This window comes from Sphingopyxis sp., from assembly GCF_016793825.1.
Taxonomy (GTDB): Bacteria; Pseudomonadota; Alphaproteobacteria; order Sphingomonadales; family Sphingomonadaceae; genus Sphingopyxis.
On sequence record NZ_JAEULM010000050.1, the window covers coordinates 16,412 to 39,364 of the forward strand.

Genomic DNA, 22,953 nt, shown 5'->3' on the forward strand with positions numbered 1-22,953 from the left:
GGTGACGATCCTCGACGCCTTGCCCATCGGCGCGGGCGTCGGTCTGGCCGGGCTGGTCGGCCTTGTCGCCGGCAGCTTTATCGCCACGCTTGTACTGCGCTGGCCGGTAGGGCGTTCGGTTCTCGGACGGTCGGAATGCGATGGCTGCGGCCGGACGCTTCGTATCCGCGATCTGATTCCGCTGCTGTCGGCATTGCTCGCGCGCGGTTCGTGCCGGTCATGCGGAGGGCAGATCGATCCGTTTCACTGGCGGGTCGAAGCAGCAGCGGCCCTTGTCGGCGTCATCGCCCTGGCGACGCTGCCAGGAACAACGGGTTGGCTTTGGGCGCTCTTCGGCTGGCTGCTTCTTCCCCTGGCGCTGCTGGATGCACGGCATTTCTGGCTGCCTGACAGGTTGAACGCGGCCTTGGCGGTCGTGGGGATTTTGGTCGCCGGGCCCTTGCTGGGGGCGCCGCTGATCGACCGCTGGATCGGCGCGCTTGCGGGCGGAGCGATCCTCGCAGCGATCGCATGGATTTACCGGCGAATGCGCGGGGTCGAGGGAATGGGTGGCGGCGATCCGAAACTGGTCGCGGCGGTGGGGACGTGGATCGGATGGCAGGCGCTGCCGCTGATGCTGTTGCTGGCCAGTGTTGGCGGGATCGTCTGGGCGGTCGCCGCCCAACGAAAAGGGGACCAGACGCTCGGCGAGCGACGGGTCCCCTTCGGTCTTTTCCTGTGCACTGCGGCATGGGCCGCGGTGCCGTTATGGCCGCTGATCAGCGCGAGATGACGACGGTCACCGCGCGGCGATTTTGGGCCCAGGCCTCTTCATTCGACCCGAGTGCCGCCGGGCGTTCCTTGCCATAGCTGATCACCTGAATCCGGTTTGAATCCACACCCAGCGAAGCGAGGTAATTCTTGGCTGCATTGGCGCGCCGCTCGCCCAGCGCGATGTTATAATCGCGCGTGCCGCGTTCGTCCGCATGGCCTTCCAGCGTGACGCGCACGGCGGGATAGCGTGCCAGCCACTGTGCCTGGCTCTGCAACGTCGTCTGATCCTGTGCGTCGACATTATATTGGTCGAGATCGAAGAAGATGCGATCCGACGAAACGTTGGCAACGAAATCCTCCTGCGATCCGGGAACGACGCCGGTTCCAGTTCCGGTGCCGGTATCGCCGCCCGATCCTTCGGGGGCCGGCGGCAGCGTATCGGGTGCTTTCTTTGCACAAGCCCCAACAGTCAGCATGGTGATCGCCGCGATCATCGCGGTTGTTTTGCGTATCGTCATGGTTTCTGTCCTCTTGTTGTTGCGTCTTCAGTCGTGCGTGTACGGGATGAACCTATGTTGAACCCCGGCGGACTTCCTTTGGTTTCACCATCGTTCAGGGAAGGATCGGACCCCAGCTTGGATCCGATCCGTCCTGCGGTGTGGGTAGCCGGCGAAGGTTCACGCCGGTCAGATCGACCTGCCAGAGCTGCGATTTGCCGTCCTTGCCGGGCGAGGTGCGGAAGAATTGGATGACGCGGCCGTTCGGCGACCATGTCGGTGCCTCATCCTGCCAGCTGTTGGTCAACATGCGCGCGCCGCCGCCCGACGGGGTCATGACCCCTATGCGGAACTCGCCGCCGCCCATTTTGGTGAAAGCGATCAGGTCGCCGCGTGGCGACCATTCCGGGGTTGCGTAGCGCCCGCCGCCGAAGCTGATCCGCTGCTGGTTCGATCCATCGATGTTCATCGTGTATATCTGCTGGCTGCCCGACCGATCGCTCTCGAACACGATCTTCTTGCCATCCGGCGAAAAGCTGCCGCCGACGTCGATACCCGGCGTGCTCGTCAGCCGGACGGGCGTGCCGCCGTCGGCCGAGATGCGATAGATGTCGGTGTTGCCGCCTACTGCCATCGAATAGAGGATCTGACGTCCGTCGGGGGACCAGCGGGGCGCAAAGGTCGCGTTGGCGCTTTCGGTGACGAGCTTCTGGCTGCCCGACGTCACGTCGTAGATGAAGACACGAACGCGGTTGTTCAAATAGCTGACGTACACGATCTTCTTGTAGTCGGGAGAGAAACGCGGGCTGATCGCGAGCGCCTGACCGTTGGTCACGAAACGGTGATTGCCGCCGTCGCTGTCCATGATCGCAAGCCGCTTGATGCGATTTCCCTTGGGGCCGCTCTCGGCGATATAGGCGACGCGGCTGTCGAAGAAGGGCGACTCCCCGGACAGGCGAGAATAAATGGCGTCGGCGCACTTGTGCGCGGCGCGGCGCCAGTCGCCCGGCTGAATCTCGAAGCCTTGCCGGACCAGTTCGGTACCGAGCGCGGTGTCGTAGAGGTAGCAGCCGACGACCAGCCCACCCGTGCCGCTTGCCTGCACGAAGCCATGGACGACATTGTCGGCGTTCTTTGCTTGCCAGTCGGCAAAATTCGGTGCCCGGACTTCGGTCATGCTGATCGCGCGGACGCTGCCCGGGCCGAGCGGCGCGTAAAGGCCGCTGCGTTCAAGGTCGGCGGCGATGACTTCGGCGACCTGGCGGCCAAGCGTGTCGGTGCGGAGGCCCGCGACATTGGTGACGGCGGGCGTTGCAAAGGCGGGCACGGCTATGACGGTGCGCTCGGTCGAAACCTCGGCCACGACTTCTGCGGTCCGCGGCGCTTCGGTCGCGGTCGCGGGTGGGGTCTGTGCCGCAGCGGGAAGCGCAGAAACGGCGCCAAGTGCCGAAGCGACGAGGGCTATCCGGAGGGGCAGCGGTTTCATCACATTCCTTTCGCGCGGAAGGTCACGTCCCAGACCTTCCATTGATCATAATATTCGTCGGGCAAATCGAAGGGCGAGGCCTGGCGGATGGAGCGTTCCGCGCGTTCGATAAAGAGCTTTTGCTGCGGGGTATTGCTGTCGGTCTTGCCGGTAAGCTCGCCAACCTGGTTGACGCTGGTTACGCGCCCGTCGCGGCTGAGCTGAATACGCAGCACAACGCGCAACTGGTCGATATCGACCCCTGACGGCACGTTGCGCCGCCAATAAGGCAGAATCTTGCCGTCTATCGCGACGTCGATCGATCGTTTGACCTCGGCAGCGCTTACGGCCGCAGGGGCACCCTTGGTCTGGGTCGACTTGGTCGGAGCCTTGCTGAGGCCATCGACGATCCCGTCGAGCCGTCCGGTCGGGCGTGTCGCCGTCTTTTTCGGCGGCGTGTTTGCCTTTGGTGTCGCCTTGGGGGCTGCCTTCTGAGCGGCGGGCGGGGTCTGCTTCGGGGTCACTACCGGCCGCGCGACCTGCTTGAGCGCTGGCGCCGGCGTCGGGCGTACGACCGGTTCGGGCACCGGGGGCGTCGGCACGGGCTCGGGCACGGCGATATCATCAGAATATTCATCGCCCAACCGCGCGGCCGGCGGCGTTTCGGTAATCACCGGCGCTGATGATTGCGGCGCGGTCTCCGCGACCAGGTCGACCTCCATCGGCGGATTGTCGAAGCGGCGGTCGCCGCTGGTCCATTGCACCGACAGCAGACCGATCACCGCAATATGCAACAGCACCGCGATCGCGATGCCGGCATTCTGGTTCCCCCTGGATGCTGTGGTGGCAGCCATGATCCGGAGCCTATCGGTCGCTGCCTGAACCGTCGGTGACCGCGGCTTCGGCTGCGGCGCCGCTTTCGGCTCCCGTGGTGACGAGTGCGATGCGTGTCAGGCCGGCGCGGTTGAGCTCGCCCATCACCGACATCACCCGGCCATAGTCCAGCCCCTTGTCGGCGCGCAGCATGATCTGGCGCGGCTTGTCCTTCCCCTCATTCTCGCGCGCGATCGCATCGAGCCGCGCGGGCAGTTCGGCCTCGGGCACGATCTGGTCGCCGATATAGATGGCATCGTCGCCGTTGATCGATAGCTGTACCGGTTCCTGCTCTTCGGTTTCGACCGGTTTCGCTCGGCTTTCAGGCAGGTCGATCGGAACAGCGGAAGCGAGCAGCGGTGCCGTGATCATGAAGATGATCAGCAGCACCAGCATGACGTCGACAAGCGGCGTGACGTTTATGTCGGCCATCGGTGCGCGGCGTCCGCCGCGCCCGCGCCGCCGTCCGCCCGCGCCGCCGGAAGGGCCCGACATCGCCATCAGGCGTCGACCTCCAGCTCGCGGCTGAAGGTTGCATGAAGTCCGTCTGCAAAGCGGCCGAGCCGCGATTCGAGGCGATTCAGGCGCTGCGAAAAGGCGTTGTATGCAATGACGGCGGGGATCGCGGCGAACAGGCCGATCGCGGTCGCGAACAGGGCTTCCGCGATACCGGGGGCGACGACGGCGAGGCTGCTGTTATTTTCCGCCGCGATCGCGGTGAAGCTGCGCATGATACCCCACACGGTTCCGAACAGGCCGACGAAGGGCGCGACGGCACCGATGGTGGCCAGCGTACCGATCTTGTCGGCAAGTCGGTCGACTTCGCCCTCGGCCGCGGCATTCATCGCGATGCCCAGGCGTTCGCGGGTTCCCTCGCGATCGATGGTCTTGCCCTTGGTCGAACGGCGCCATTCGCCGATTCCGGCGGCCAGCACCTTGGCGCTGGGCAGGTCTTCGCCGCTGTTCTTGTCATAGAATTTGTCGATATTGTCGGCGCGCCAGAAATCGCGCTCGAACTGGTCAGACGCGCGCATCATCTTGCCGACGCCGCGCCCGTGCGTAAAGATCACCGCCCAGACATAGACCGATGCGAGCAGCAGCCCGATCATCACGCCTCTCACGATCCAGTCGGCCTGGATGAAAAGCGCCACGGGGGACAGCGTCGCCGCGTCGGCGGCCAGCTTGATATTGTCTAACAAGGGATGGTCTCTCCATTCATGATGGCGGTAAAGCGTTCGGCCCAGCCCACAGGCTGGCGGCGAGGCCGGCCTTCGGGCGACAGGAAGGCTGCGGTAACACGCCCATCGGTTAACTCGTCCTGACCGCGAAGGATGCGCTGTGCGATAATGACGCTCGCGCCGCGGACCGCCTCGACGGTGCTGACGACAAGGATGTCGTCGTCGAGTTTCGCAGGGCTGCGATATTTGATGGCCAGGTCGGTGACCGCCCAGGCGCCTTCGCCGGCTCCCATCGCCGCGCGCTGGTCGATGCCGGCAAGGCGCAGCATGTCCGATCGCGCACGCTCCATATAGCGCAGGTAATTGGCGTGATAGACGATGCCCGACAGGTCGGTGTCCTCGAAATAGACGCGCGCGCGATAATGGTGCGCTGCCCCGAGGAAGGCGCCAGGTACGAAGGGTGGGGGGACATCAGCCATCCTTGAGACCGATAGCGGGTGGGGGACTCGCCGCAAACCCCTCTTCAACGGTTCGTCGCACCTTGCGGCCGGCTGGCGGAGAAAAATACCGGTTTTCGGTCGAATCTTCGCCTGCAAAAGAGTTTGACATATGTAACCTATAAGTTACATATATAACCTATAGGTTACATTCGGAGAAGGCAGATGACGACATCGGACGATATCGAGGCCGCGGATCGGGCAGGGCGCCGGCGCGCGCGCATGACATCGGCGCTGGCCGTCATTTTTCTGCTTCAGCAGGCCGTGTTCTTCGTCGCGCCGCCCGTTCATCTTGCCCGTCCGGTCGATCAGGTGAAGGTAGGGGCGTGGGTTTGCCTTTCTGTGGTCCTCATCGCCTTTCTCGCGACCGGCGGCATGTGGCGCCACCGCAGTTCGGTGCGCGCCCTGCTCAACGATGATGCCGTCCGCGCCAATCGGGCCGAGGCGATGTCGCTCGGCTTTCTGGTGGCGATGGCTACGGCTCTCCTGCTGTATGTCTTTGCCGGAGTGACGGAGACCGGACTGCGTGAGGCGATCCATCTGATCGTCAGTGGCGGTATCGTCGCGGCCCTGCTGCGGTTCGGTTTTCTGGAACGACGCGGGTTCGACTAGGGTTCAACGGTGAGCGACAGGCTGTCAAACAATCTGCGTGTGGAGCGCGATCGGCTCGGCTGGACGCAGGCCGAGCTCGCGGAGCGCGTCGGTGTCAGTCGCAAGACGATCAACACGATCGAGAACGGTGTGTTCATGCCGTCGACGCTGGTCGCGCTGAAGCTTTCGCGCGTGCTGGGGCGGCCCGTCGAGGCGCTATTTGCCCTGGTCGAATAGCCCGTCCTGAACTCCGGCGGGGGGATTGAGACCCAGATGCTTCCATGCGCTCGCGTTGAGCATGCGTCCGCGCGCGGTACGCGCGATCAGGCCCGCCTGCAGCAGATAGGGTTCGATCACATCCTCGATCGTATCGCGCGGTTCCGACAATCCCGCGGCGAGCGTTTCGACCCCGACCGGGCCGCCGCGGTAGATGTCGGCGATCATCGTCAGATAGCGGCGATCCATTGCGTCGAGCCCCAGCGCATCGACCTCCAGTCGATTGAGCGCGGAATCGGCGGCCTTGGCATCGACGACATCATGCCCCGCGACGGTCGCGAAATCGCGCACCCGGCGCAGCAGGCGTCCGGCGATACGCGGCGTGCCGCGCGACCGCCGGGCGATCTCCAAAGCGCCGTCGGATGCGATGGGCAGCGAAAGCAGGCGGGCTGCGCGCGTGATCACCTGTTCCAGTTCGCCATGCGTGTAAAAATTGAGCCGCACCGGAATGCCGAAGCGGTCGCGCAGCGGTGTCGTCAGCAATCCCTGCCGTGTCGTGGCGCCGACGAGGGTGAATTTCGGCAGGTCTATGCGGACGCTGCGCGCCGACGGTCCTTCGCCAATCATGATGTCGAGCGCGCGATCTTCCATCGCCGGATAGAGGATTTCCTCGACCGCAGGCGACAGGCGGTGAATCTCGTCGATGAACAGGACGTCGCCGTCCTCGAGGTTGGTGAGCAGGGCGGCGAGGTCGCCGGCCTTGGCGATCACCGGCCCCGACGTGGAGCGGAACCCGACGCCCAACTCGCGCGCGACGATCTGCGCCAGCGTCGTCTTGCCAAGTCCGGGCGGACCATAGAAGAGCACATGGTCGAGCGCATCCGACCGGGTCTTCGCCGCTTCGATGAAGATGCGCAGATTCTCGCGCGCCGCCGCCTGTCCGACAAATTCGGCGAGCGACTTCGGCCGCAGCGCGGCATCGGCGTCCTCGGGCGTGCGGATGGGAGTGGTGAGGGCCGGCTCAGTCATAATGCTCTATTGCCTCGCCGGTGATCGAAACCCAAGGCTCTTGGCGCCCCTCATAAACCGAATAATCCGGCACGAAGCTATGGCCGGGTTCGAAATTGCCGAGCGGTATCGCATAGGCGTCATGATAGGGCCGCGCGCGATACCACACGCCCGAACCGCAGGTACCGCAAAAGAAAAAGTCGGCGATATTGCCGCTGTCACCGGTGTACTGCCACATCTTCGCTTCCGCTCCGCCATCGATGCGGACCTGTTCGGCGGGAAAGCGAACCTGCGCGGCAAAGGCGCTGCCGCTCCGCGCCTTGCACTCGCGGCAATGGCACACCGACACGCGGATCGGTTCGCCCACACAGGCGACGCGAATCTGGCCGCAGCGGCAGGCGGCGTTGCGGACGCGGTCCGTCATTTCGCGGCCTTTTTGAGCGCCGCGCGCACCAGAGCATCGAGGCTTGCCCCGGCGCCCAAATCCTCGCTGGCTGCCGCAACCGCCGCACTCGCTTCACCGGGCTTGAAGCCCAGGCCGGTGAGGGCGGCGACAGCGTCGGCGAGCGGGCCGGATGCTCCGGGCAGTGCTGAACGTCCGCCGCCCGCGATACCGCCCAGCGCGCCCGCCTTGTCCTTCAGCTCGTGTGTGATCCGTTGCGCGAGTTTAGGCCCGACACCGTTGGCGCGCGCGACCATCGCGCTGTCGCCGCTGGCGAGCGCGCGTTGCAGGTCGCCGATCTCGAGTGCCGAGAGGATCGCGAGCGCGACCTTCGCGCCGACGCCCTGCACACTGGTGAGCAGGCGGAACCAGTCGCGTTCCTCGGCCTTGGCAAAGCCGAGCAGGCGCAGGAAATCCTCGCCGACGAGCATTTCGGTATGGATGGTGACGTCGCCGCCGATGGGGCCCAGCGCGTCCAGCGTGCGCGCCGATGCTTCGACCAGATAACCGACGCCGCCCACGTCGATCACCGCATGGCCTGCGGTGCTGCTGTCGAGCCGTCCGGTCAGTTTCGCTATCATGGCGAGGGTGATAGCGAAGCGGGAACGAAAAGGGAATCTTCCTCTTTGATCTGTCCATCGCCGGTGCTGCGGGTTAGCATGGCGGGACGAGGGAGGGTTTTATCCATGAACAAGGCGATGATTTTTGCAGCGCTGGCGTGCCTGCCCATGGTGGCGGGGTGTAGTGGCGGCGGCGAGGGCGGACGCAATGACAAGGCCGCCTCCGGATCGGCGGCCGCGGGTGGCGCGCCCGCCGGCTGGGACGCAACCGACGCCTGTTCGATCGTGACCCGTGCCGAAATGGCCGAGGTGATGAAGTCCGAGGTTTCCGAGGCGACGGTTGGCCTGGTCAACGAAGCGGCGGGCAGCAATGCCGCCACGTCCGAATGCACCTATGTCTTTAAGGATGGCGGGCGGGCCAGCGTGATGACGCGCTGGTCGCCGATCAACGATAATACTGATCAGGCGATCAGCGGTGCCAGATCGACCGTCGCCGCAACGGTCAAGGCGTTCACCGATCGCCCGGTCGAAGATGTGGGCGGCGTCGGCAAGGCGGCATTTTTCGTTCCCAAAATCAACCAGCTCAACGTCTATCTGGACGACGCCCGGATGGTGATGATCACCATCGCCAGCGCGCCCGACGCAACCGCGAAAGATCAGGCGATCGCGCTCGCGCGCAAGGCGATGTGAGGCCCTAGCGCTGGCGATCTTCCCGGCCGCCATGGTTTGCGTGGCAGATCGCGACCGCCAGCGCATCTGCCGCATCCGCCCCGGCGATCTTTGCGCCGGGGAGCAGCACGCGGAGCATCGCCTGCACCTGCTCCTTCGCCGCGCCGCCGGTGCCGACGATCGCTTTCTTGACGAGGCGAGGGGCATATTCGGCGACCGTCAGCCCACCGCGCGCGCAGGCGAGCAGCGCAACCCCGCGGGCGTGCGCCAGCTTGAGCGTCGATTGCGGATTGTCGTTGACGAAAACCTCTTCAACCGCCGCGCAGGTCGGCGCGTGATCGGCAATCACGGCTGCCAGCACCGTGTCGAGATGCGCAAGCCGGTCGGGCAGTGGGGCCTTGGCGTCGGTCTTTACCTGCCCATTGGCGATATGGCTGATCCGACTGCCCTCGACGCGGATGACTCCCCAGCCGGTGCAACTGAGCGACGGATCGAGGCCGAGGACGATCATCTTCCCGATCCTCCCTGTGCCGCAGGCATGGGGAGGTGGCAGCCCGCAGGGCTGACGGAGGGGCGATGGCGCACCGGCCCCTCCACCACCGGCTTCGCCGGCGGTCCCCCTCCCCATCGCTGCGCGACAGGGAGGATTTGGCTCAACCCAGTTTCTCCATCACCGCGTCGGGAATTTCGTAATTGCCCCATACGGTCTGGACGTCGTCGTCGTCGTCGAGCGTGTCGATCAGCTTGAACAGCGTCTGCGCCAGCGCTTCGTCGGTAATTTCGCTCTTCAGCGTGGGCTTCCACGCCAGCTTCACGCCTTCGGCTTCGCCCAGCTTGCTCTCCAGCGCTTTCGCGACTTCGTGCAGGCTATCGACGCTGGTCCAGATGTCGTGGCCGTCCTCCGACGATTCGACGTCGTCGGCGCCGGCGTCGAGCGCGGCCTCGAATACGGTGTCGGCGTCGCCGGCCTTGGCAGGGTAATTGATCAGGCCGAGGCGGTCGAAGCCGTGGCTGACGCTGCCCGAGGTGCCGAGGTTGCCGCCATTCTTGCTGAACGCGGTGCGGACGTTGGTTGCCGTGCGGTTGCGGTTGTCGGTCAGTGCTTCGACGATCAGCGACACGCCGCCGGGGCCATAGCCTTCATAGCGGATTTCTTCGTAATTGTCGCCTTCGCCGCCGGCCGCCTTGTCGATCGCGCGCTGGATGTTGTCCTTTGGCATCGATTGCGCCTTGGCGGCGTTGACCGCTGCGCGCAGACGTGCGTTGGCGTCGGGATCGGGCAAGCCCATCTTCGCGGCAACCGTGACTTCCCGCGCGAGCTTGGAAAAAAGCGCGCTGCGCTTTTTGTCCTGCGCGCCCTTGCGGTGCATGATGTTCTTGAATTTGCTATGGCCGGCCAAGCCACCCTCCATCGGTAATTTTGAAAGCTGGCGCCGCCCCTAGCGCGGTGCCGCGAGTCAGACAACCACAGCGGTGCCCGACGCGCTGACCATCAGCATCGAGCCATTCTGACCCAGCACTTCATAATCGAGGTCGACCCCGACCACCGCGTTGCCGCCAAGCCGCGCGGCCTCGGCTTCCATTTCCTGGATCGCCTCCTTGCGAGCGCGGGCGAGCACGTCCTCATATTTGCCCGAACGGCCGCCGACGATGTCGGTGATGCTGGCGAAAAGATCACGGAACAGGTTGGCGCCGACGATCACCTCGCCGGTAACAATGCCCAGATACTCGCGGACCGGGCGGCCTTCGACAGTGTTGGTCGTGGTGCTGAACATCGTCATTCTCCTGTCGGATGGAACTCGGGCCTGTCGGGCGGGCTCAGGCGATTCCGAGCGCCGACTTGTAAACGTCCAGGATCGCTTCCATTTCCTTGCGGTCGTGGATGGGCATTTTGCGCAGGCGAACGATCTGACGCATGATCTTGGGATCATAGCCCTGCGATTTCGATTCAAGATAGACGTCGCGAATGTCGTCGGCGATGCCTTTCTTTTCCTCTTCCAGCCGCTCGATGCGCTCGATGAAAAGGCGCAGTTGTTCGTCGGACACGGTGGCTTCGCTCATTTTGGACTCCGCTGAAGAATGGATTTGCGTGGCGAGAATCGCCTCGGCGCCCACCTAGCGGGGTCAGGGATTCTTGGCCATGCTTTCTTCCATCCGCGACAGTTGTTCGGGCGTGGCGGCGACATGAAAGCGCGCTTTCCAGTCCGCGGTCGGCATGCCGTGAACGATCGCGCGGCCTGTTTCCTTGTCCATGCTGCCCGCTTCGGCGATCCAGTCGCCGAGGCAGTTGCGGCAAAATCCGGCGAGGCCCATCAGGTCGATGTTGGCGGCATCGCTGCGATGCTGGAGCAGCCGGACGAGGCGGCGGAAGGCTGTGGCGGCGACCGCATCGTCAAGCGCGTCGAGGGCGTCGTTCGGGGTGGCGTGATCGTCGCTGCACGACATGGCGGCTTTCCTTTGGCTGCGCTATGAATAGCTATACGCCGCTTGCCTAGGCGCGGACAGTGCGCCTAGGCAAGCGGTCAGCTATTCCCCAGTCATGCGGAGCATCCGTGGTCCAGAGTTTCACTCCCCGCCAGCGCAAGGTGCGCATTCTTGCGACGCTTGGCCCTGCCAGTGCCAACCCCGAGATGATTGCCGCGCTTCATCGCGCCGGCGCGGACGCCTTTCGCGTCAACATGAGCCATGGCGATCATGCCGGCCACGCCAAAGTGATCGCGGCGATCCGCGCGCTGGAAAAGGAAACCGGTCGCCCGACGACGATCCTCGTCGATCTGCAAGGCCCGAAATTGCGCGTCGGCACCTTCAAGGACGGACCCGCCGAGTTGGTGAAGGGCAAGGTTTTCGTCCTCGATGCCGACAAGGCGCCGGGCGATGCGACGCGCGTCCACCTGCCCCACCCGGAGCTGTTCGCGGCGCTGGAACCCGGAACGCGGTTGCTGATCGACGACGGCAAGCTGGTGCTGCGCGTGAAGAGCGTCTCGGACGGGCGCATCGAAACGATTGTCGAGGTTGGCGGCAAGATTTCCGACCGCAAGGGCGTCAATGTCCCCGACGTCGTCGTTCCGCTGGCAGCGCTGACCGAAAAGGATCGCAAGGACCTGGCGTTCGCGCTCGAACAACATGTCGACTGGATCGCACTGTCGTTCGTCCAACGTCCCGAAGATGTCGCCGAAGCCCGCCGGCTGATTGGGGGCAAGGCGGCACTGCTCGTCAAGTTCGAAAAGCCGTCGGGGGTTCAACGCCTCGAAGAGATCCTCGAGATCGCCGATGCCGCGATGGTGGCTCGCGGCGACCTTGGGGTGGAATTGCCGCCCGAAGCGGTCCCTCCGCTTCAGAAGCGCATCGTCGCGACGGCGCGGGCGATGGGCAAGCCGGTGGTCGTCGCGACGCAGATGCTCGAATCGATGATCGTGTCGCCTTCGCCCACACGCGCCGAAGTGTCCGACGTCGCCACCGCCGTCTATGACGGGGCCGACGCTATCATGCTGTCGGCCGAAACCGCAGCAGGCGCGTGGCCGGTCGAGGCGGTAACGATGATGGATTCGATCGCCCGCTCGGTCGAAAGCGACCCCGACTATTTTCGCCGCCTGCATTTTACCGAGACGACGCCCGACGCTACGACGGCCGATGCACTTGCCGAAGCGGCGGGCAGCATCATCACGACGATCGACGCCGATGCGATCATCTGTTTTACCGCATCCGGTTCGACCGCACGCCGCGTCGCACGCGAGCGCCCCGGCGCCCCGCTCCTGGTGTTGACGCCGAAACGCGACGCCGCGCGGCGTATGGGCTTGCTGTGGGGTGCGCATGCCGTGCCGACCAAGGATATCGGCAGCTTCGAAGAGATGATCGCAAAGGGCAAGCGCATGGCGCTGCGCCATGGTATCGGGCGGGCGGGCGCGAAGCTGGTCATGATGGCTGGGGTCCCTTTCGGCACACCGGGATCGACCAACGTGCTGCACGTCGCGACCCTCACCGGCGACGAACTGCGCGGTTATAGCTGATGGCGTCCCTGCGCGCTTTTTGATTCAGCACGGTACAGAAGTTACCGGGCGATTCAGGAAATTCCACTTCTGAGTCAGATCGGGACGCGCAAAAATGGTAAATCCTCTTTGCACCATTGACGCAGGACGGCATAACCGCTGCATGTAGCGCGTCGGACCCGCGTCGGGGGGCTCCGCTTCGCCAACCCGGAGGTTCCTCTCGCGTGTCCGCACCGTTTCGTTTTCCGCGCTTTTTTGTAACCAGCCCGGCGCCGTGCCCCTATCTGGAGGGCAAGACGGAACGGAAGGTGTTTACCGAACTCAGCGGGAACAACGCGACCGAACTCAACGACGCATTGGGGCGCATCGGATTTCGCCGCAGCCAGTCGGTTGCCTATCGACCAAGCTGTGCCGATTGCTCAGCCTGCGTATCGGTGCGCGTTTGTGCGGGGGAGTTTGCGGCGAGCAATTCGCAGAAGCGCACGATCCGTCGCAACCGTGACCTGGTGGCGACCGCGTGCAAGCCCTGGGCGACCGAGGAGCAATATGCGCTGCTGCGCGCCTATCTCGGCTCGCGCCATCCCAATGGCGGCATGGCGGATATGGACGAGCAGGATTTTGCCGACATGGTCGAACAAAGTCCGGTCGATAGCTACATGATCGAATATCGCGAGCCGACGACCGACGGCAGCCGCGGCCGCCTCGTCGGTTGCTGTCTGACCGACCGCCAGGGCGATGGTCTGTCGATGATCTACAGCTTCTTCGACGCCGCGCATCCGCTGCGCGAGGGCCTCGGCACCTACATCATAGCCGATCATGTGCTCCGCGCCGCGAAGGCGGGCCTTCCATACGTCTATCTCGGATACTGGATCGAAGGGTCCAGCCGCATGGCCTACAAGGCGCGTTTTCGTCCGCTTGAAAAGCTCGGCCCCGACGGCTGGTCGCGTTTCGAGCCGGCGACCTCGGACCGCATCGCCGCGATGTTCGAACTGGCGTAAATCCGCGCTATTGCGAACGTCTCGCAGCAGGTGAAATCTCCGCCTCGCCGGTTGACCTTTTCCCGCTTTCAAGGGCATAGCTCTTCGTCCAGGACATAAGTCCGGGTCGCATCCATATTGTGGTCGCCTAGGGGTAGGCGATTGGGGGGAATAGGATGCCCGTTCGCGCGTTCGTCAGCATCAGGGCCGAAGACAGGCGCACGCGCTGCGGGGACACGCGCGCATGAGCGAGCCGGTCAAGGTTGCGATTATCGGTTCGGGTCCTGCGGGGCTCAGCGCGGCCTCGCGCGCGGGGCAGCTTGGGCTCAGCCATGTCTTGCTCGAAAAGACCGATCATCTGTCCGACACCATCTTCAAATACCAGAAGGGCAAGCGCGTGCTGGCAACGCCCGAACGGCTCGACCTTCGATCGGATTGCCGTTTTGCGGAGGGCGCGCGCGAATATATCCTCGGCAACTGGGACGAGGACGCGGCGAACAACAAGGTCAACGTCGTCAAACATGCCGAAGTCGCCGCGGTGACCGGCGAGAAGGGCGCTTTCGAAATCAAGACCGCCAGCGGCGATGTCTATCATGCGGAGAACATCGTCCTCGCGATCGGGACGCAGGGCAATCCGAACCGGATGCGCTGTGGCGGCGCGGACCTGCCGCACATCATCTATCAGGTCGACGATCCCGAGGATTTCAAGGACAAGCACATCACGGTCGTCGGATCGGGTGATGCCGGGATCGAAAATGCGCTTGGCGTTGCCGAAGAGGCGCTGGAAAACACCGTTACGATCCTCAACCGTTCAAAGGATTTTGCGCGCGCAAAGGCGAAGAATGTCTCCGACATGATGGAGGCCGGCGAGAACGGCTTCATGTCGATCCGGACCGAAACGCAGCCGAAACTTGTCGAACCCGGCTGGCTGACGCTGGAGACGCCGACGGGCGATGAAAAGATCCAGTGCGATGTCATTGTCGCGCGCCTCGGTTCGGTCGCGCCGCGCGGCTTCGTCGAATCGATGGGGATCGAATTCACCGGCCCGGACCGCGAAGCGTTTCCAAAGCTGTCGCCGACCTTTGAATCGACCGTGCCCGGCATCTTCGTGATCGGCGCTCTCGCGGGCTATCCGCTGATCAAGCATTGCATGAACCAGGGCTATGACGTCGTCGAGTTCATCAACGGCAACACCGGCCTGACCCCCGCCGATGAAAAGGACCTTGCGGCGATCTTCGCCAATCTGCCGCAGCAGAAGTCGGTCAGCGAATGGCTGGAATATCTGCGCGAGCGGGTTCGCATCTTCGCCGATGTATCGCCGCTGCAGATGCGCGAGTTCATGCTCGATTCGAAGGTCGCTTATTATCGCAAGGGCGATGTGGTGTTCGAGAAGGGCGAGCCCGGATCGTCGCTGTTCGCCATCGCCGACGGCCATGCGGAGGTCGAGGTGGCGCCCGACGTCACCGTGCCGATCGAGCAGGGATCGATCTTTGGCGAAGTTGGCCTGATTTCGGGGCGCAAGCGCGGCGCGACCATTCGCGCGGGCGAAGACAGCATCTTTGTCGAGGTGTCGCGGACGGCTGCGCTCAAGCTGATGGCGGCGGTTCCGGGTGCGAAGCGTGTGATCAACCGCATCTCGCTGGAGCGGCAATTGCTCCAGATCTTCAAGGGTGGGTTGACCGTCGAGGATCTGGGCCCGGTCGTCGACACCGCTGAGGTTGAGCGCATCCCGGCCGGCAAGGTGGTGGTGACCGAGGGCGAGCAGGGCGATGACGTCTATGTCATTCGATCGGGATCGATGGTGGTCGAGAAGGATATCGGCGGCAAGTCGATCTTCCTCCGCTACCTCCCCGCCGGCAGCTTCTTTGGCGAAATGGGCGTGCTGAGCGGAGCGCCCCGCAACGCGACGGTCAAGGCCGCGGTCGGCAGCGAGGTCATCAAACTGACCGGCGAAAGCTTCCGCAAGATGCTCGCGGCGCGGCCCAAGGTGCGCGAGGCGACCGAGGCCGCCGTTGCGGAGCGCGCGCAGATGAACAGCTTCATCGAATCGCGCAAGGCCAGCTATTCGAGCGCGGTCGACCTCTATTCCGACACCGCGGGCTTCATCATGAAGGAGGGCCTTGGCGAAGCGACCGACGCGCTGCTGATCGACGAAAATCTCTGCGTCGGCTGCGACAATTGCGAAAAGGCCTGTGCCGACAGCCATGAAGGCCTGTCGCGGCTCGACCGCGAGGCGGGGAAGACCTTCGCGCACCTGCACGTACCGACAAGCTGCCGCCATTGCGAGCATCCGCACTGCATGGCCGACTGTCCGCCCAACGTCATCCACCGCGGCCCCGATGGCGAAGTGTTCATGGAACCGGGGTGCATCGGTTGCGGCAATTGCATGCGCAATTGCCCCTATGGTGTCATCCGCATGGAGGCGGCGCCGCCGCAAAAACCCAGCCTGCTGCGCTGGCTGCTCACTGGCTTCGGGCCCGGCCCGGGCGAGCCGTCGCCCAAATGGACCAAGAAGCAATTGGGTGAGGAAAAGCCCAAGAAGATCGCGGTGAAGTGCGACATGTGCAAGGGCATCGCCGGCGGCCCCGCATGCGTGCGCGCCTGTCCGACCGGCGCCGCGATCCGCGTGTCGCCCGAGGAATTCCTGTCGATCGCGCGGCTTCAGGAGGATGCGGGCTGATGGCGAGCCTGTTTCCCAAAAGACTCTTGAGCCGCCGGTCGAAGGCGACCCAGACCGAGCGCGTCCGCGAACGGCGACACGAGGGTTTCCTGCGTTATGCCAATTTCCGCTGGGCAAAGATTTCGGGCGGGCTGTGCCTGCTGATCATCGTCAGCTATGCGCTGATCGACGTGACGCCGCGCCCGAACGGCGGAAGCTGGTACGGATATACGCTCGGCACGATCGGAGCCCTGTTGATCCTGTGGCTGACCGCGCTTGGTTATCGCAAGCGCAAGATGACAAGCGATTACTGGTCGCTCAAGGCGTGGACCTCAGCGCATGTGTATCTGGGGCTCAGCCTGATCGTCATCGGTACCTGGCACACGGGGTTCCAGCTCGGCTGGAATGTCCACACGCTCGCGTGGGTGCTGATGATGCTGGTGATCCTGTCGGGGCTATATGGCGTGATCGCCTATGCGACGCTGCCGGCCGCGCTTTCGAACAATCGCGACGAGATGACGCAGATGCAGATGCTCGAGGCGATCCGGGCCTTCGACCGTCAGCTTCATGCTGCCGCACAGCCGCTGACGCCGGAAGATACCGCACCGGTGCTGGCGGCGCTCGACGAGGATCCTTTCGCGGGCGGAATCGCGGCGCGGTTGTCGGGACGCTATCCGCGCTGCGCCACTTCCGCCGCGCTCGTCGCTCTTGCGACTTCGCGGAGCAGTAACGCCGACGCGCGCGATAAGGTGGTCGGGCTGTTGAAACAGAAGGAAGCGGCGCTTGCGCGCCTGCGCCAGCATCTCAAGATACGGGCGCTGCTCGAAGTCTGGCTTTACGTGCATGTGCCGCTGACCTTTGCGCTGATTGCGGCGCTGTCGGCGCACATCATCAGCGTCTTTTTCTACTGGTAAGGCGGGGAGCGAACCATGAGCTTCATCCTGCGCCGAATCTCGACGACGAAGACGGGCAAGCAGATCGTTCGCGACCAGCCGCTGCCGGGCGACACGATCACGCTTGGCCGCGAAGGCGGCAATACGATCCATATCGCCGATCTGGCGGTGAACCCGCAACACGCGACGATTACCAGCGCTGATGGACGACATGTCCGCGTGCTGGCGAGCGAGGGGCTGGGTTTCGACTTCAACGGGCGTACCGTCGATGTCGCGGACGTCGATAGCGCCGCCGGGGCCGAACTGCGTTTCGGTGGGCACCGCCTGACGATCGCGCGCGAAGGCGACAATGTCATCCTGCTGGTCGAGCGCATCGACGAGTTGTCGCAATCTTCGAAGGATGTTGACGAAGCGAAGGCCTTCTCGCTGCAAGGGGTGATGCCCGGCAAGCGCATGGGCGCCTGGGCTTTCGGAATATTGGTGCTGCTGGCCTTCCTGATCGGACCGATCTGGGCGTGGAGCAGCTTCAAGTCGGTCGATGAACGGCCCCAAGGCTATCACGCCGACAAGGCGTGGATGTCGGGACCGCTGTCGAGCGCGCACGCCAGTCTCAAGAATGATTGCCAATCCTGCCATGTCGAGCCGTTCGTGGCGGTGACCGACAAGGCGTGCGTCGGCTGCCACACCGGCGAACACAAGGCGATGAGCATGGCGCACGCCAACGCGCCGACCGCGATGCTGCTCGCCGCGCGGCATCCGCCGGGGGTGGGTGAGCGCATTCTCGCGGGCTTCGCGAAGACGTTCAACAAGCCGCAGGGGCGCTGCGTCGCCTGTCATACCGAACATGAAGGCGCCGGACCGATGCTGGCGACACCGCAGAAATTCTGCGCCGATTGCCATGACGGCATGTCGGCGCGGTTGCTGAAGGCGGGGTTCAAGCCGACGGTGGCCGATGCCGCCGATTTTGGCACCAGTCACCCCGAATTCCGCCCGATGGTCCGTACGGCGCCGGGTGCAAAGCCCGTCCGCGCGATGCCGGGCAAGGGGGCGCTCACCGATTTCGACGGGCTGAAATTCCCGCACGACGTACATTTGCAGGCGACCGGCGGCGTCGCGCGCATGGCGGCAAGCTTCCGCGGCCGGTACGACTTCGGCAAGAAGCTGGAGTGCGGGAATTGCCATCGCCCCGAGGCCGACGGGGTGCGGATCAAGCCGGTCGAGATGGAGCGCGACTGTGCGATGTGCCACAGCCTCGCGTTCGAGACCGTCGGCGGGGTCACGCGCACACTGCGCCATGGCGAGCCCGATCAGGTCGTCGCCGACCTCACCGCCTATTACCGCTCGACACCGCCGTCGCGTCCGCTGCAACTCGGCGGCATGGAGCGTCGTCGTCCCGGCGACTATGCCCAAGGCCAGGTGTATAATATCTATTTCCGCGAAGTTGCGATGCGCCCTAACCGGGCAGAGGATGCGGTGCGCGCTGTCTTTTCAAAGGGCGGCGCCTGTTACGACTGCCATACCATCTTCGCCCCGCAGGCCGGCAACAAGTGGCGCGTTCAGGCGGTCGACCAGACGCCGCGCTTCCTGACCAAGGGCTGGTTCGACCACGACGCGCACAAGGAAACCGACTGCGCCGACTGCCACACCGCTGCGCCGGCGTCGAAGGCGGCGACGGATCTGCTCGTTCCCGGACTGCGCCAGTGCCGCGATTGCCATGTCGGGGAGACGGGCGCGCGGGTGGTCAAGGTCGAAACCGCGACCGAATCGCCCTGCGCCATGTGTCATGAATATCATTCGGATGGCGGCAAACCGTGGATGCCGCAGCGACAGCGCAAAAAAAATGTCGCGTCGGTTACCGATCGTCCACCCCGGAACGTCTATGGTGTGACGCAGGTCACAGGTGGGGATTGGCGAAGCCTTTATGATGTGACCTGGCGCACACCGGCGCTGGCGGCCGCAAGGCGGGGTGGATGATTTGATACGGCGGTCGGGGAGACGTGGCCGGAGCAGGGGCAGGGAACCGACATGCTGATCGCCCAGATCACCGATATCCACATCGGTTTCGACCCGGATAATCCGGCCGAATATAACCGCAAGCGGCTCGACGACGTGCTCGATGTGCTGATCGAGGGGCCGAACCGGCCCGACCTGCTGCTTGCAACCGGCGACATCACCGATCGTGGAGACTCCGACAGTTACCGGCGCCTCGCGACCGCTTTTTCACGCTGCCCCTTTCCGGTCTGGCCAAGCGTCGGGAACCACGACCTCCGCGACAATTTTCATGCCCAGTTTCCGGGCTTCGACGACGGCAACGGCTTTATCCAGTACACGGTCGAACTGCCCGAATTGCGGCTGGTGACGATTGACACGCTGGAGGAGGGGCGTCACGGCGGCGCCTTCTGCGAACAGCGCGCCGCGTGGCTCGACGCCGAGCTATCCAAAGATCCTGCGAAGCCGACCTATGTCGTCATGCACCATCCGCCGGTCGAAAGCGGGATCGAGTGGATGAACACCGACCCCGATGAGCCGTGGGTCGCGGTGTTTACCGACGTCATTTCGCGCCATCCGCAGGTGCGCGGCCTTATCTGCGGTCATCTGCATCGCAGCGTCACGGTCGCGTGGGAAGGGCGGACAGTCGCGATCTGCTCCTCGACCGCGCCGCAGGTGTCGCTCGACCTGCGTCCGATCGACGAAAACCGGCCCGACGACCGACCGATGATTGTCGCCGAAGATCCCGCCTATGCCCTGCATCGCTGGAACGGGCGCGAGCTTGTGAGTTTTTACGACCACGCCGGTGCGCACACGATGCTCGCCAAATATGACGAACGGCTCCAGCCGCTGGTCCGCGAATTGAAAGCTGAGCGGCCGGGTCAGTAGCCGAGCGTCAGGTCGACCCGCGGTTCGACCGGTTCTCCCCTGTGCCAGCGATCCAGATTTTCGAGGAAGCGCTCGGCGGAGCGGATGAACATCTTGTCCTGCGCCCGGCCCGACAGGTGCATCGTGATGTGCGCGTTGTCGAGGCTCCACAGCGGGTCGTCGGCGGGCAGCGGCTCGACCGTGGTCACGTCGAGGAACGCCGACCCGATCCGCTTTGCATCGAGCGCGGCGACCAGCGCGTCCTGATCGACGACGGCGCCGCGCGCGATGTTGACCAGCGTCGCGGTCGGCTTCATCGCCGCGAGTTCGGCTGCTCCGATCATCCCGTCGGTTTCGGGGGTCGCGGGAACCGCAAGGATAACCCAGTCATATTCGCCCAGCCGACCGCGCCATTGGTCGGGCGTCAGTGTATCGGGTCCCGGCGAGCGCCGCACGACCGTAACGTCGACGGCGAACGCCTTCAGCCGCTCTTCGATCAGCTTGCCGATCGCGCCATAGCCGAGCAGCAGTGCCTTCGACCCGTAAAGTTCGACCTTTCCGGGCGAATCCATCAGCCAGTCGCGCCGCTCCTGCGCGCGGACGACGTCGCGATAGCCCTTGGCGACCGTCAGCATTCCCATCACGACATATTCGGCGATGGTGATCGCGTTGATCCCCGCGCCATTGGTGACGACGGTGCCGCGCTCCTGCAAGAGGTCGAGCGGCAGGCCGTCGATCCCGGCGTAGATCGAGTTCAACCATTTGAGCTTCGCTGCCGCCGTGATTGCCGCGGCCATGTCGCGCTTTTCGTACATGTCGAACCAGCCGATCTCGGCCTCGGGCGCCAGGCTCATCGCCTCTTCCTTCGACTGGAAGAAACGCGGTTCGACCCAGTCGGGCAATCTCCCCTCGACAAGCGGACGGATCAGGCCGGACAGGACGGTGACAGTCATGGGACTCCTAGTGCTGAAAGGCGTGCGAGCCCGCCCAGGCGAGCGGCAGCAGGCCGGCGAGGTCGACGATGGCGATACTTCTCAGCGAAGCCGGACGTCCATACAAGCCATAAAGCAGCAGGAAGCCCAGCATGCTGATTGCCGCAACGACGGTTGCGAGCGGGCGACCGGTGGGATCGAAAGCGGCCCACACGCAGGCGACGAGCACAGCCAGGAACAGCGCGGCGCGGTGATGCATCAGAGGAAACAGGGGGTCGTCAGCGGACAGACCGTAAAGGCGCGTGATGAGCGCCGGCCGGACCAGAGCCACCGCCGGGATCAGGTGGACCAGCGCAAGGAGAAGCCAGCAGATCAGTTGCGACATGCAACGAAGCTAGCACCAAGTCCTTCGCCAACAAGCCCTAAAAACCATCAAGACGCCACTCCCAGCCGAGGGCGTCGCCGTCCATCACCTCGATCCCAGCGGCGACAAGGTCATCGCGAAGAGCGTCCGAGGTCGCAAAATCCTTCGCTTCCCGTGCGTCTTTGCGGCGCTTGAGCGTGGCTTCGATGTCGTCTTCCGCGATTGTCGCTGCCTTCGGCCTGACGCGGAGATTTTCGCGCGACACCGTCAGCAACTGCAACCCCAACACGGCGTCCATCGTGTCGAGCACGGAGCGCTTTTGCCCGGCGTCGACCTTCTTCATGGCCGCGACCTCTTCCACCAGCGTCAACGCAACGGCGGTATTGAGATCGTCCGACATGGCGGCGTCGAATTTCGCGAGCAGGTCGGTGAGCCGGTGATCCGCAACCTCGGTTGCCGCGGCGTCACGCACCGGCGTTGCGGTCATCACCAGCCGTTTCAGCCGCGTCAGCGTGGCATTGAGGCCTTCCCAACTGAATTCCAGTTCCGACCGATAATGCGCTTGCAGACACATCATGCGATAGGCGAGGGGGTGATAGCCACGGTCAACCAGCAACTGCAGGCGCAGAAACTCGCCCGAACTCTTCGACATCTTGCCGCCGCGGTCGATCAGGAAATTATTGTGCATCCACATCCGGGCGCCTGAGTGCTCGGCACAGTCCAGGCTGCCGCAGCCGTGATACGCCTGGTTCTGCGCGATCTCGTTCGGATGATGGATCTCGCGATGATCGATGCCGCCGGTATGGATGTCGAATGGCATGCCAAGTTCGGCTTCGCCCATCACCGAACATTCGAGATGCCAGCCGGGCGCGCCGCGCCCCCAGGGTGAATCCCATTCCATCTGCCGCGTCTCACCCGGCGGGGTCTTGCGCCAGATCGCGAAGTCGGCGGCGTGGCGCTTTCCTTCGACCTCTTCGATCCGGGCTTCGCCCTCATCGGTGACGGCGCGCGCGAGGCGGCCGTAATCGGCGACGGTCGAGACGTCGAAATAGAGGCCGCTATCGAGTTCATAGCAGTGGGTGTCTGCGATGCGCTTCGCGAATTCGATCATCCGCGGCACATAGTCGGTCGCGACGGTCCATTTGGCGGGGTCGCGGACCCCCAGCCAGCCGAGGTCGCGCTTGAACTCGGTGGTGTAGAAGGCGGCGATGTCCCACGCCGACTTGCCCTGCGACGCTGCGGCCTTTTCCATCTTGTCGTCGCCCGCATCGGCGTCGGAGATCAGGTGGCCGACGTCGGTGATGTTGATGATGTGGCGCAGCTTGTAACCCTTGAAGGATAACGTGCGGCCTAGCGTGTCGGCAAAGACATAAGCGCGCATGTTGCCGACATGCTGGTAGTTATAGACGGTGGGCCCACAGCTATAGACGCGCGCTTCGCCAGCGTGGACGGGCTGGAAGTCTTCCAGTTGGCGCGTCAGGCTGTTGAACAGCCGTAGAGGGGCAGGGACGTCGGTCATGACCGCGCCCATGCCTTG

Annotated in this window: 27 protein-coding genes; 10 read left to right on the plus strand and 17 right to left on the minus strand. The window is 64.3% G+C overall.

The window, feature by feature from the left end; all coding sequences use genetic code 11:
- Position 1: 1 nt before the first annotated feature.
- The gene (locus JNM03_RS17340) at positions 2–772 is read left to right on the plus strand and encodes an A24 family peptidase (protein WP_294038546.1); all 771 of its coding nucleotides are present in this window, start codon (positions 2–4) and stop codon (positions 770–772) included.
- On the opposite strand, the gene pal is transcribed toward JNM03_RS17340, so the two are convergent.
- The 6 genes from pal to JNM03_RS17370 all read right to left on the minus strand — a co-directional run bounded on the left by pal (position 759) and on the right by JNM03_RS17370 (position 5,245).
- Positions 759–1,271: a peptidoglycan-associated lipoprotein Pal gene (gene pal / locus JNM03_RS17345; protein ID WP_294038547.1), complete on the minus strand. Its 513-nt coding sequence runs from the start codon at positions 1,269–1,271 to the stop codon at positions 759–761. The two genes, JNM03_RS17340 and pal, sit on opposite strands and share 14 nt — an antisense overlap.
- Positions 1,272–1,365: 94 nt before the next feature.
- On the minus strand, positions 1,366–2,736 hold the full coding sequence (tolB, locus tag JNM03_RS17350) for a Tol-Pal system beta propeller repeat protein TolB (protein WP_294038549.1): 1,371 nt from the start codon (positions 2,734–2,736) through the stop codon (positions 1,366–1,368).
- Positions 2,736–3,569 (minus strand): hypothetical protein, encoded by an 834-nt coding sequence (locus JNM03_RS17355; RefSeq protein ID WP_294038551.1) that lies wholly within the window; start codon positions 3,567–3,569, stop codon positions 2,736–2,738. Before JNM03_RS17355 ends, tolB begins: the two co-directional genes overlap by 1 nt.
- Before the next feature lie 10 nt (positions 3,570–3,579).
- Positions 3,580–4,089 (minus strand): protein TolR, encoded by a 510-nt coding sequence (gene tolR / locus JNM03_RS17360; protein ID WP_294038553.1) that lies wholly within the window; start codon positions 4,087–4,089, stop codon positions 3,580–3,582.
- Entirely contained in the window at positions 4,089–4,787 is a 699-nt protein-coding gene (tolQ, locus tag JNM03_RS17365; RefSeq protein ID WP_294038555.1) for a protein TolQ, read from the minus strand. Before tolQ ends, tolR begins: the two co-directional genes overlap by 1 nt.
- Positions 4,781–5,245, minus strand: a complete 465-nt coding sequence (locus tag JNM03_RS17370; RefSeq protein ID WP_294038556.1) for a YbgC/FadM family acyl-CoA thioesterase — start codon at positions 5,243–5,245, stop codon at positions 4,781–4,783. The genes tolQ and JNM03_RS17370 overlap by 7 nt, the downstream gene beginning before the upstream one ends.
- Positions 5,246–5,428: 183 nt before the next feature.
- On the opposite strand from JNM03_RS17370, the gene JNM03_RS17375 reads away from it, so the two are divergent.
- Both JNM03_RS17375 and JNM03_RS17380 read left to right on the plus strand, forming a co-directional pair.
- Positions 5,429–5,875 (plus strand): hypothetical protein, encoded by a 447-nt coding sequence (locus JNM03_RS17375; protein WP_294038558.1) that lies wholly within the window; start codon positions 5,429–5,431, stop codon positions 5,873–5,875.
- Between the two features lie 9 nt (positions 5,876–5,884).
- Positions 5,885–6,091, plus strand: coding sequence for a helix-turn-helix transcriptional regulator (locus tag JNM03_RS17380; protein ID WP_294038560.1), 207 nt, complete (start codon positions 5,885–5,887; stop codon positions 6,089–6,091).
- Here JNM03_RS17380 and ruvB read toward each other — a convergent pair.
- Genes ruvB through ruvA form a run of 3 tightly spaced genes read right to left on the minus strand, consistent with a single transcriptional unit; the run spans position 6,071 to position 8,101 of the window.
- Entirely contained in the window at positions 6,071–7,099 is a 1,029-nt protein-coding gene (ruvB, locus tag JNM03_RS17385) for a Holliday junction branch migration DNA helicase RuvB (RefSeq protein ID WP_294038562.1), read from the minus strand. The two genes, JNM03_RS17380 and ruvB, sit on opposite strands and share 21 nt — an antisense overlap.
- Entirely contained in the window at positions 7,092–7,502 is a 411-nt protein-coding gene (locus tag JNM03_RS17390) for a GFA family protein (RefSeq protein WP_294038563.1), read from the minus strand. The genes ruvB and JNM03_RS17390 overlap by 8 nt, the downstream gene beginning before the upstream one ends.
- Positions 7,499–8,101: a Holliday junction branch migration protein RuvA gene (ruvA, locus tag JNM03_RS17395; protein WP_294038565.1), complete on the minus strand. Its 603-nt coding sequence runs from the start codon at positions 8,099–8,101 to the stop codon at positions 7,499–7,501. Before ruvA ends, JNM03_RS17390 begins: the two co-directional genes overlap by 4 nt.
- Before the next feature lie 105 nt (positions 8,102–8,206).
- Here ruvA and JNM03_RS17400 point away from each other — a divergent pair, with 105 nt between their 5' ends.
- Positions 8,207–8,770 carry a hypothetical protein gene (locus JNM03_RS17400; protein WP_294038567.1) on the plus strand — a complete coding sequence of 188 codons (564 nt, stop codon included), beginning with the start codon at positions 8,207–8,209 and terminating at the stop codon, positions 8,768–8,770.
- A 4-nt stretch (positions 8,771–8,774) separates the two neighbouring features.
- Here the strand turns inward: JNM03_RS17400 and ruvC are convergent, their stop codons facing one another.
- The 5 genes from ruvC to JNM03_RS17425 all read right to left on the minus strand — a co-directional run bounded on the left by ruvC (position 8,775) and on the right by JNM03_RS17425 (position 11,194).
- Complete coding sequence (ruvC, locus tag JNM03_RS17405; RefSeq protein WP_294038568.1) at positions 8,775–9,260, minus strand: crossover junction endodeoxyribonuclease RuvC; 486 nt, start codon at positions 9,258–9,260, stop codon at positions 8,775–8,777.
- Positions 9,261–9,402: 142 nt separating this feature from the next.
- Positions 9,403–10,149 carry a YebC/PmpR family DNA-binding transcriptional regulator gene (locus tag JNM03_RS17410; protein ID WP_294038569.1) on the minus strand — a complete coding sequence of 249 codons (747 nt, stop codon included), beginning with the start codon at positions 10,147–10,149 and terminating at the stop codon, positions 9,403–9,405.
- Between the two features lie 57 nt (positions 10,150–10,206).
- Entirely contained in the window at positions 10,207–10,524 is a 318-nt protein-coding gene (locus tag JNM03_RS17415) for a YbjQ family protein (protein WP_294038571.1), read from the minus strand.
- A gap of 43 nt (positions 10,525–10,567) precedes the next feature.
- Positions 10,568–10,810 (minus strand): DUF2312 domain-containing protein, encoded by a 243-nt coding sequence (locus JNM03_RS17420; protein WP_237836794.1) that lies wholly within the window; start codon positions 10,808–10,810, stop codon positions 10,568–10,570.
- A gap of 63 nt (positions 10,811–10,873) precedes the next feature.
- Entirely contained in the window at positions 10,874–11,194 is a 321-nt protein-coding gene (locus JNM03_RS17425; protein WP_294038572.1) for a DUF1244 domain-containing protein, read from the minus strand.
- A gap of 107 nt (positions 11,195–11,301) precedes the next feature.
- Here JNM03_RS17425 and pyk point away from each other — a divergent pair, with 107 nt between their 5' ends.
- The 6 genes from pyk (at position 11,302) to JNM03_RS17455 (ending at position 20,141) form a co-directional block, all read left to right on the plus strand.
- Positions 11,302–12,756, plus strand: a complete 1,455-nt coding sequence (pyk, locus tag JNM03_RS17430) for a pyruvate kinase (RefSeq protein ID WP_294038574.1) — start codon at positions 11,302–11,304, stop codon at positions 12,754–12,756.
- A 203-nt stretch (positions 12,757–12,959) separates the two neighbouring features.
- Positions 12,960–13,733, plus strand: coding sequence for an arginyltransferase (locus JNM03_RS17435; RefSeq protein ID WP_294038576.1), 774 nt, complete (start codon positions 12,960–12,962; stop codon positions 13,731–13,733).
- Between the two features lie 223 nt (positions 13,734–13,956).
- Entirely contained in the window at positions 13,957–16,392 is a 2,436-nt protein-coding gene (locus JNM03_RS17440) for a cyclic nucleotide-binding domain-containing protein (RefSeq protein WP_294038577.1), read from the plus strand.
- Positions 16,392–17,285: a hypothetical protein gene (locus JNM03_RS17445; RefSeq protein ID WP_294038579.1), complete on the plus strand. Its 894-nt coding sequence runs from the start codon at positions 16,392–16,394 to the stop codon at positions 17,283–17,285. The genes JNM03_RS17440 and JNM03_RS17445 overlap by 1 nt, the downstream gene beginning before the upstream one ends.
- Positions 17,286–17,300: 15 nt before the next feature.
- Positions 17,301–19,238: a cytochrome c3 family protein gene (locus JNM03_RS17450; protein ID WP_294038581.1), complete on the plus strand. Its 1,938-nt coding sequence runs from the start codon at positions 17,301–17,303 to the stop codon at positions 19,236–19,238.
- 51 nt (positions 19,239–19,289) lie between these two features.
- On the plus strand, positions 19,290–20,141 hold the full coding sequence (locus tag JNM03_RS17455; RefSeq protein WP_294038583.1) for a metallophosphoesterase: 852 nt from the start codon (positions 19,290–19,292) through the stop codon (positions 20,139–20,141).
- Here the strand turns inward: JNM03_RS17455 and JNM03_RS17460 are convergent.
- From JNM03_RS17460 to cysS, 3 genes are read right to left on the minus strand one after another with little or no spacing between them, the layout of a single operon-like run.
- On the minus strand, positions 20,135–21,073 hold the full coding sequence (locus tag JNM03_RS17460; protein ID WP_294038585.1) for a D-2-hydroxyacid dehydrogenase: 939 nt from the start codon (positions 21,071–21,073) through the stop codon (positions 20,135–20,137). The genes JNM03_RS17455 and JNM03_RS17460 overlap by 7 nt on opposite strands.
- A gap of 7 nt (positions 21,074–21,080) precedes the next feature.
- A complete protein-coding gene (locus JNM03_RS17465) occupies positions 21,081–21,437 on the minus strand; it encodes a hypothetical protein (RefSeq protein WP_294038587.1) in 357 nt (118 codons plus the stop codon).
- A 37-nt stretch (positions 21,438–21,474) separates the two neighbouring features.
- Complete coding sequence (gene cysS / locus JNM03_RS17470) at positions 21,475–22,935, minus strand: cysteine--tRNA ligase (protein ID WP_294038589.1); 1,461 nt, start codon at positions 22,933–22,935, stop codon at positions 21,475–21,477.
- Between the last annotated feature and the right edge of the window lie 18 nt (positions 22,936–22,953).

Coding starts and splice junctions, on each gene's coding strand:
- pal (WP_294038547.1), bottom strand. CDS start 1,271: ATGACGATACGCAAAACAACCGCGATGATCGCGGCGATCACCATGCTG.
- tolB (WP_294038549.1), bottom strand. CDS start 2,736: ATGAAACCGCTGCCCCTCCGGATAGCCCTCGTCGCTTCGGCACTTGGC.
- JNM03_RS17355 (WP_294038551.1), bottom strand. CDS start 3,569: ATGGCTGCCACCACAGCATCCAGGGGGAACCAGAATGCCGGCATCGCG.
- tolR (WP_294038553.1), bottom strand. CDS start 4,089: ATGGCGATGTCGGGCCCTTCCGGCGGCGCGGGCGGACGGCGGCGCGGG.
- JNM03_RS17370 (WP_294038556.1), bottom strand. CDS start 5,245: ATGGCTGATGTCCCCCCACCCTTCGTACCTGGCGCCTTCCTCGGGGCA.
- JNM03_RS17375 (WP_294038558.1), top strand. CDS start 5,429: ATGACGACATCGGACGATATCGAGGCCGCGGATCGGGCAGGGCGCCGG.
- ruvB (WP_294038562.1), bottom strand. CDS start 7,099: ATGACTGAGCCGGCCCTCACCACTCCCATCCGCACGCCCGAGGACGCC.
- JNM03_RS17390 (WP_294038563.1), bottom strand. CDS start 7,502: ATGACGGACCGCGTCCGCAACGCCGCCTGCCGCTGCGGCCAGATTCGC.
- ruvA (WP_294038565.1), bottom strand. CDS start 8,101: ATGATAGCGAAACTGACCGGACGGCTCGACAGCAGCACCGCAGGCCAT.
- JNM03_RS17400 (WP_294038567.1), top strand. CDS start 8,207: ATGAACAAGGCGATGATTTTTGCAGCGCTGGCGTGCCTGCCCATGGTG.
- ruvC (WP_294038568.1), bottom strand. CDS start 9,260: ATGATCGTCCTCGGCCTCGATCCGTCGCTCAGTTGCACCGGCTGGGGA.
- JNM03_RS17415 (WP_294038571.1), bottom strand. CDS start 10,524: ATGTTCAGCACCACGACCAACACTGTCGAAGGCCGCCCGGTCCGCGAG.
- JNM03_RS17420 (WP_237836794.1), bottom strand. CDS start 10,810: ATGAGCGAAGCCACCGTGTCCGACGAACAACTGCGCCTTTTCATCGAG.
- JNM03_RS17425 (WP_294038572.1), bottom strand. CDS start 11,194: ATGTCGTGCAGCGACGATCACGCCACCCCGAACGACGCCCTCGACGCG.
- JNM03_RS17440 (WP_294038577.1), top strand. CDS start 13,957: ATGAGCGAGCCGGTCAAGGTTGCGATTATCGGTTCGGGTCCTGCGGGG.
- JNM03_RS17445 (WP_294038579.1), top strand. CDS start 16,392: ATGGCGAGCCTGTTTCCCAAAAGACTCTTGAGCCGCCGGTCGAAGGCG.
- JNM03_RS17450 (WP_294038581.1), top strand. CDS start 17,301: ATGAGCTTCATCCTGCGCCGAATCTCGACGACGAAGACGGGCAAGCAG.
- JNM03_RS17455 (WP_294038583.1), top strand. CDS start 19,290: ATGCTGATCGCCCAGATCACCGATATCCACATCGGTTTCGACCCGGAT.
- JNM03_RS17460 (WP_294038585.1), bottom strand. CDS start 21,073: ATGACTGTCACCGTCCTGTCCGGCCTGATCCGTCCGCTTGTCGAGGGG.
- JNM03_RS17465 (WP_294038587.1), bottom strand. CDS start 21,437: ATGTCGCAACTGATCTGCTGGCTTCTCCTTGCGCTGGTCCACCTGATC.
- cysS (WP_294038589.1), bottom strand. CDS start 22,935: ATGACCGACGTCCCTGCCCCTCTACGGCTGTTCAACAGCCTGACGCGC.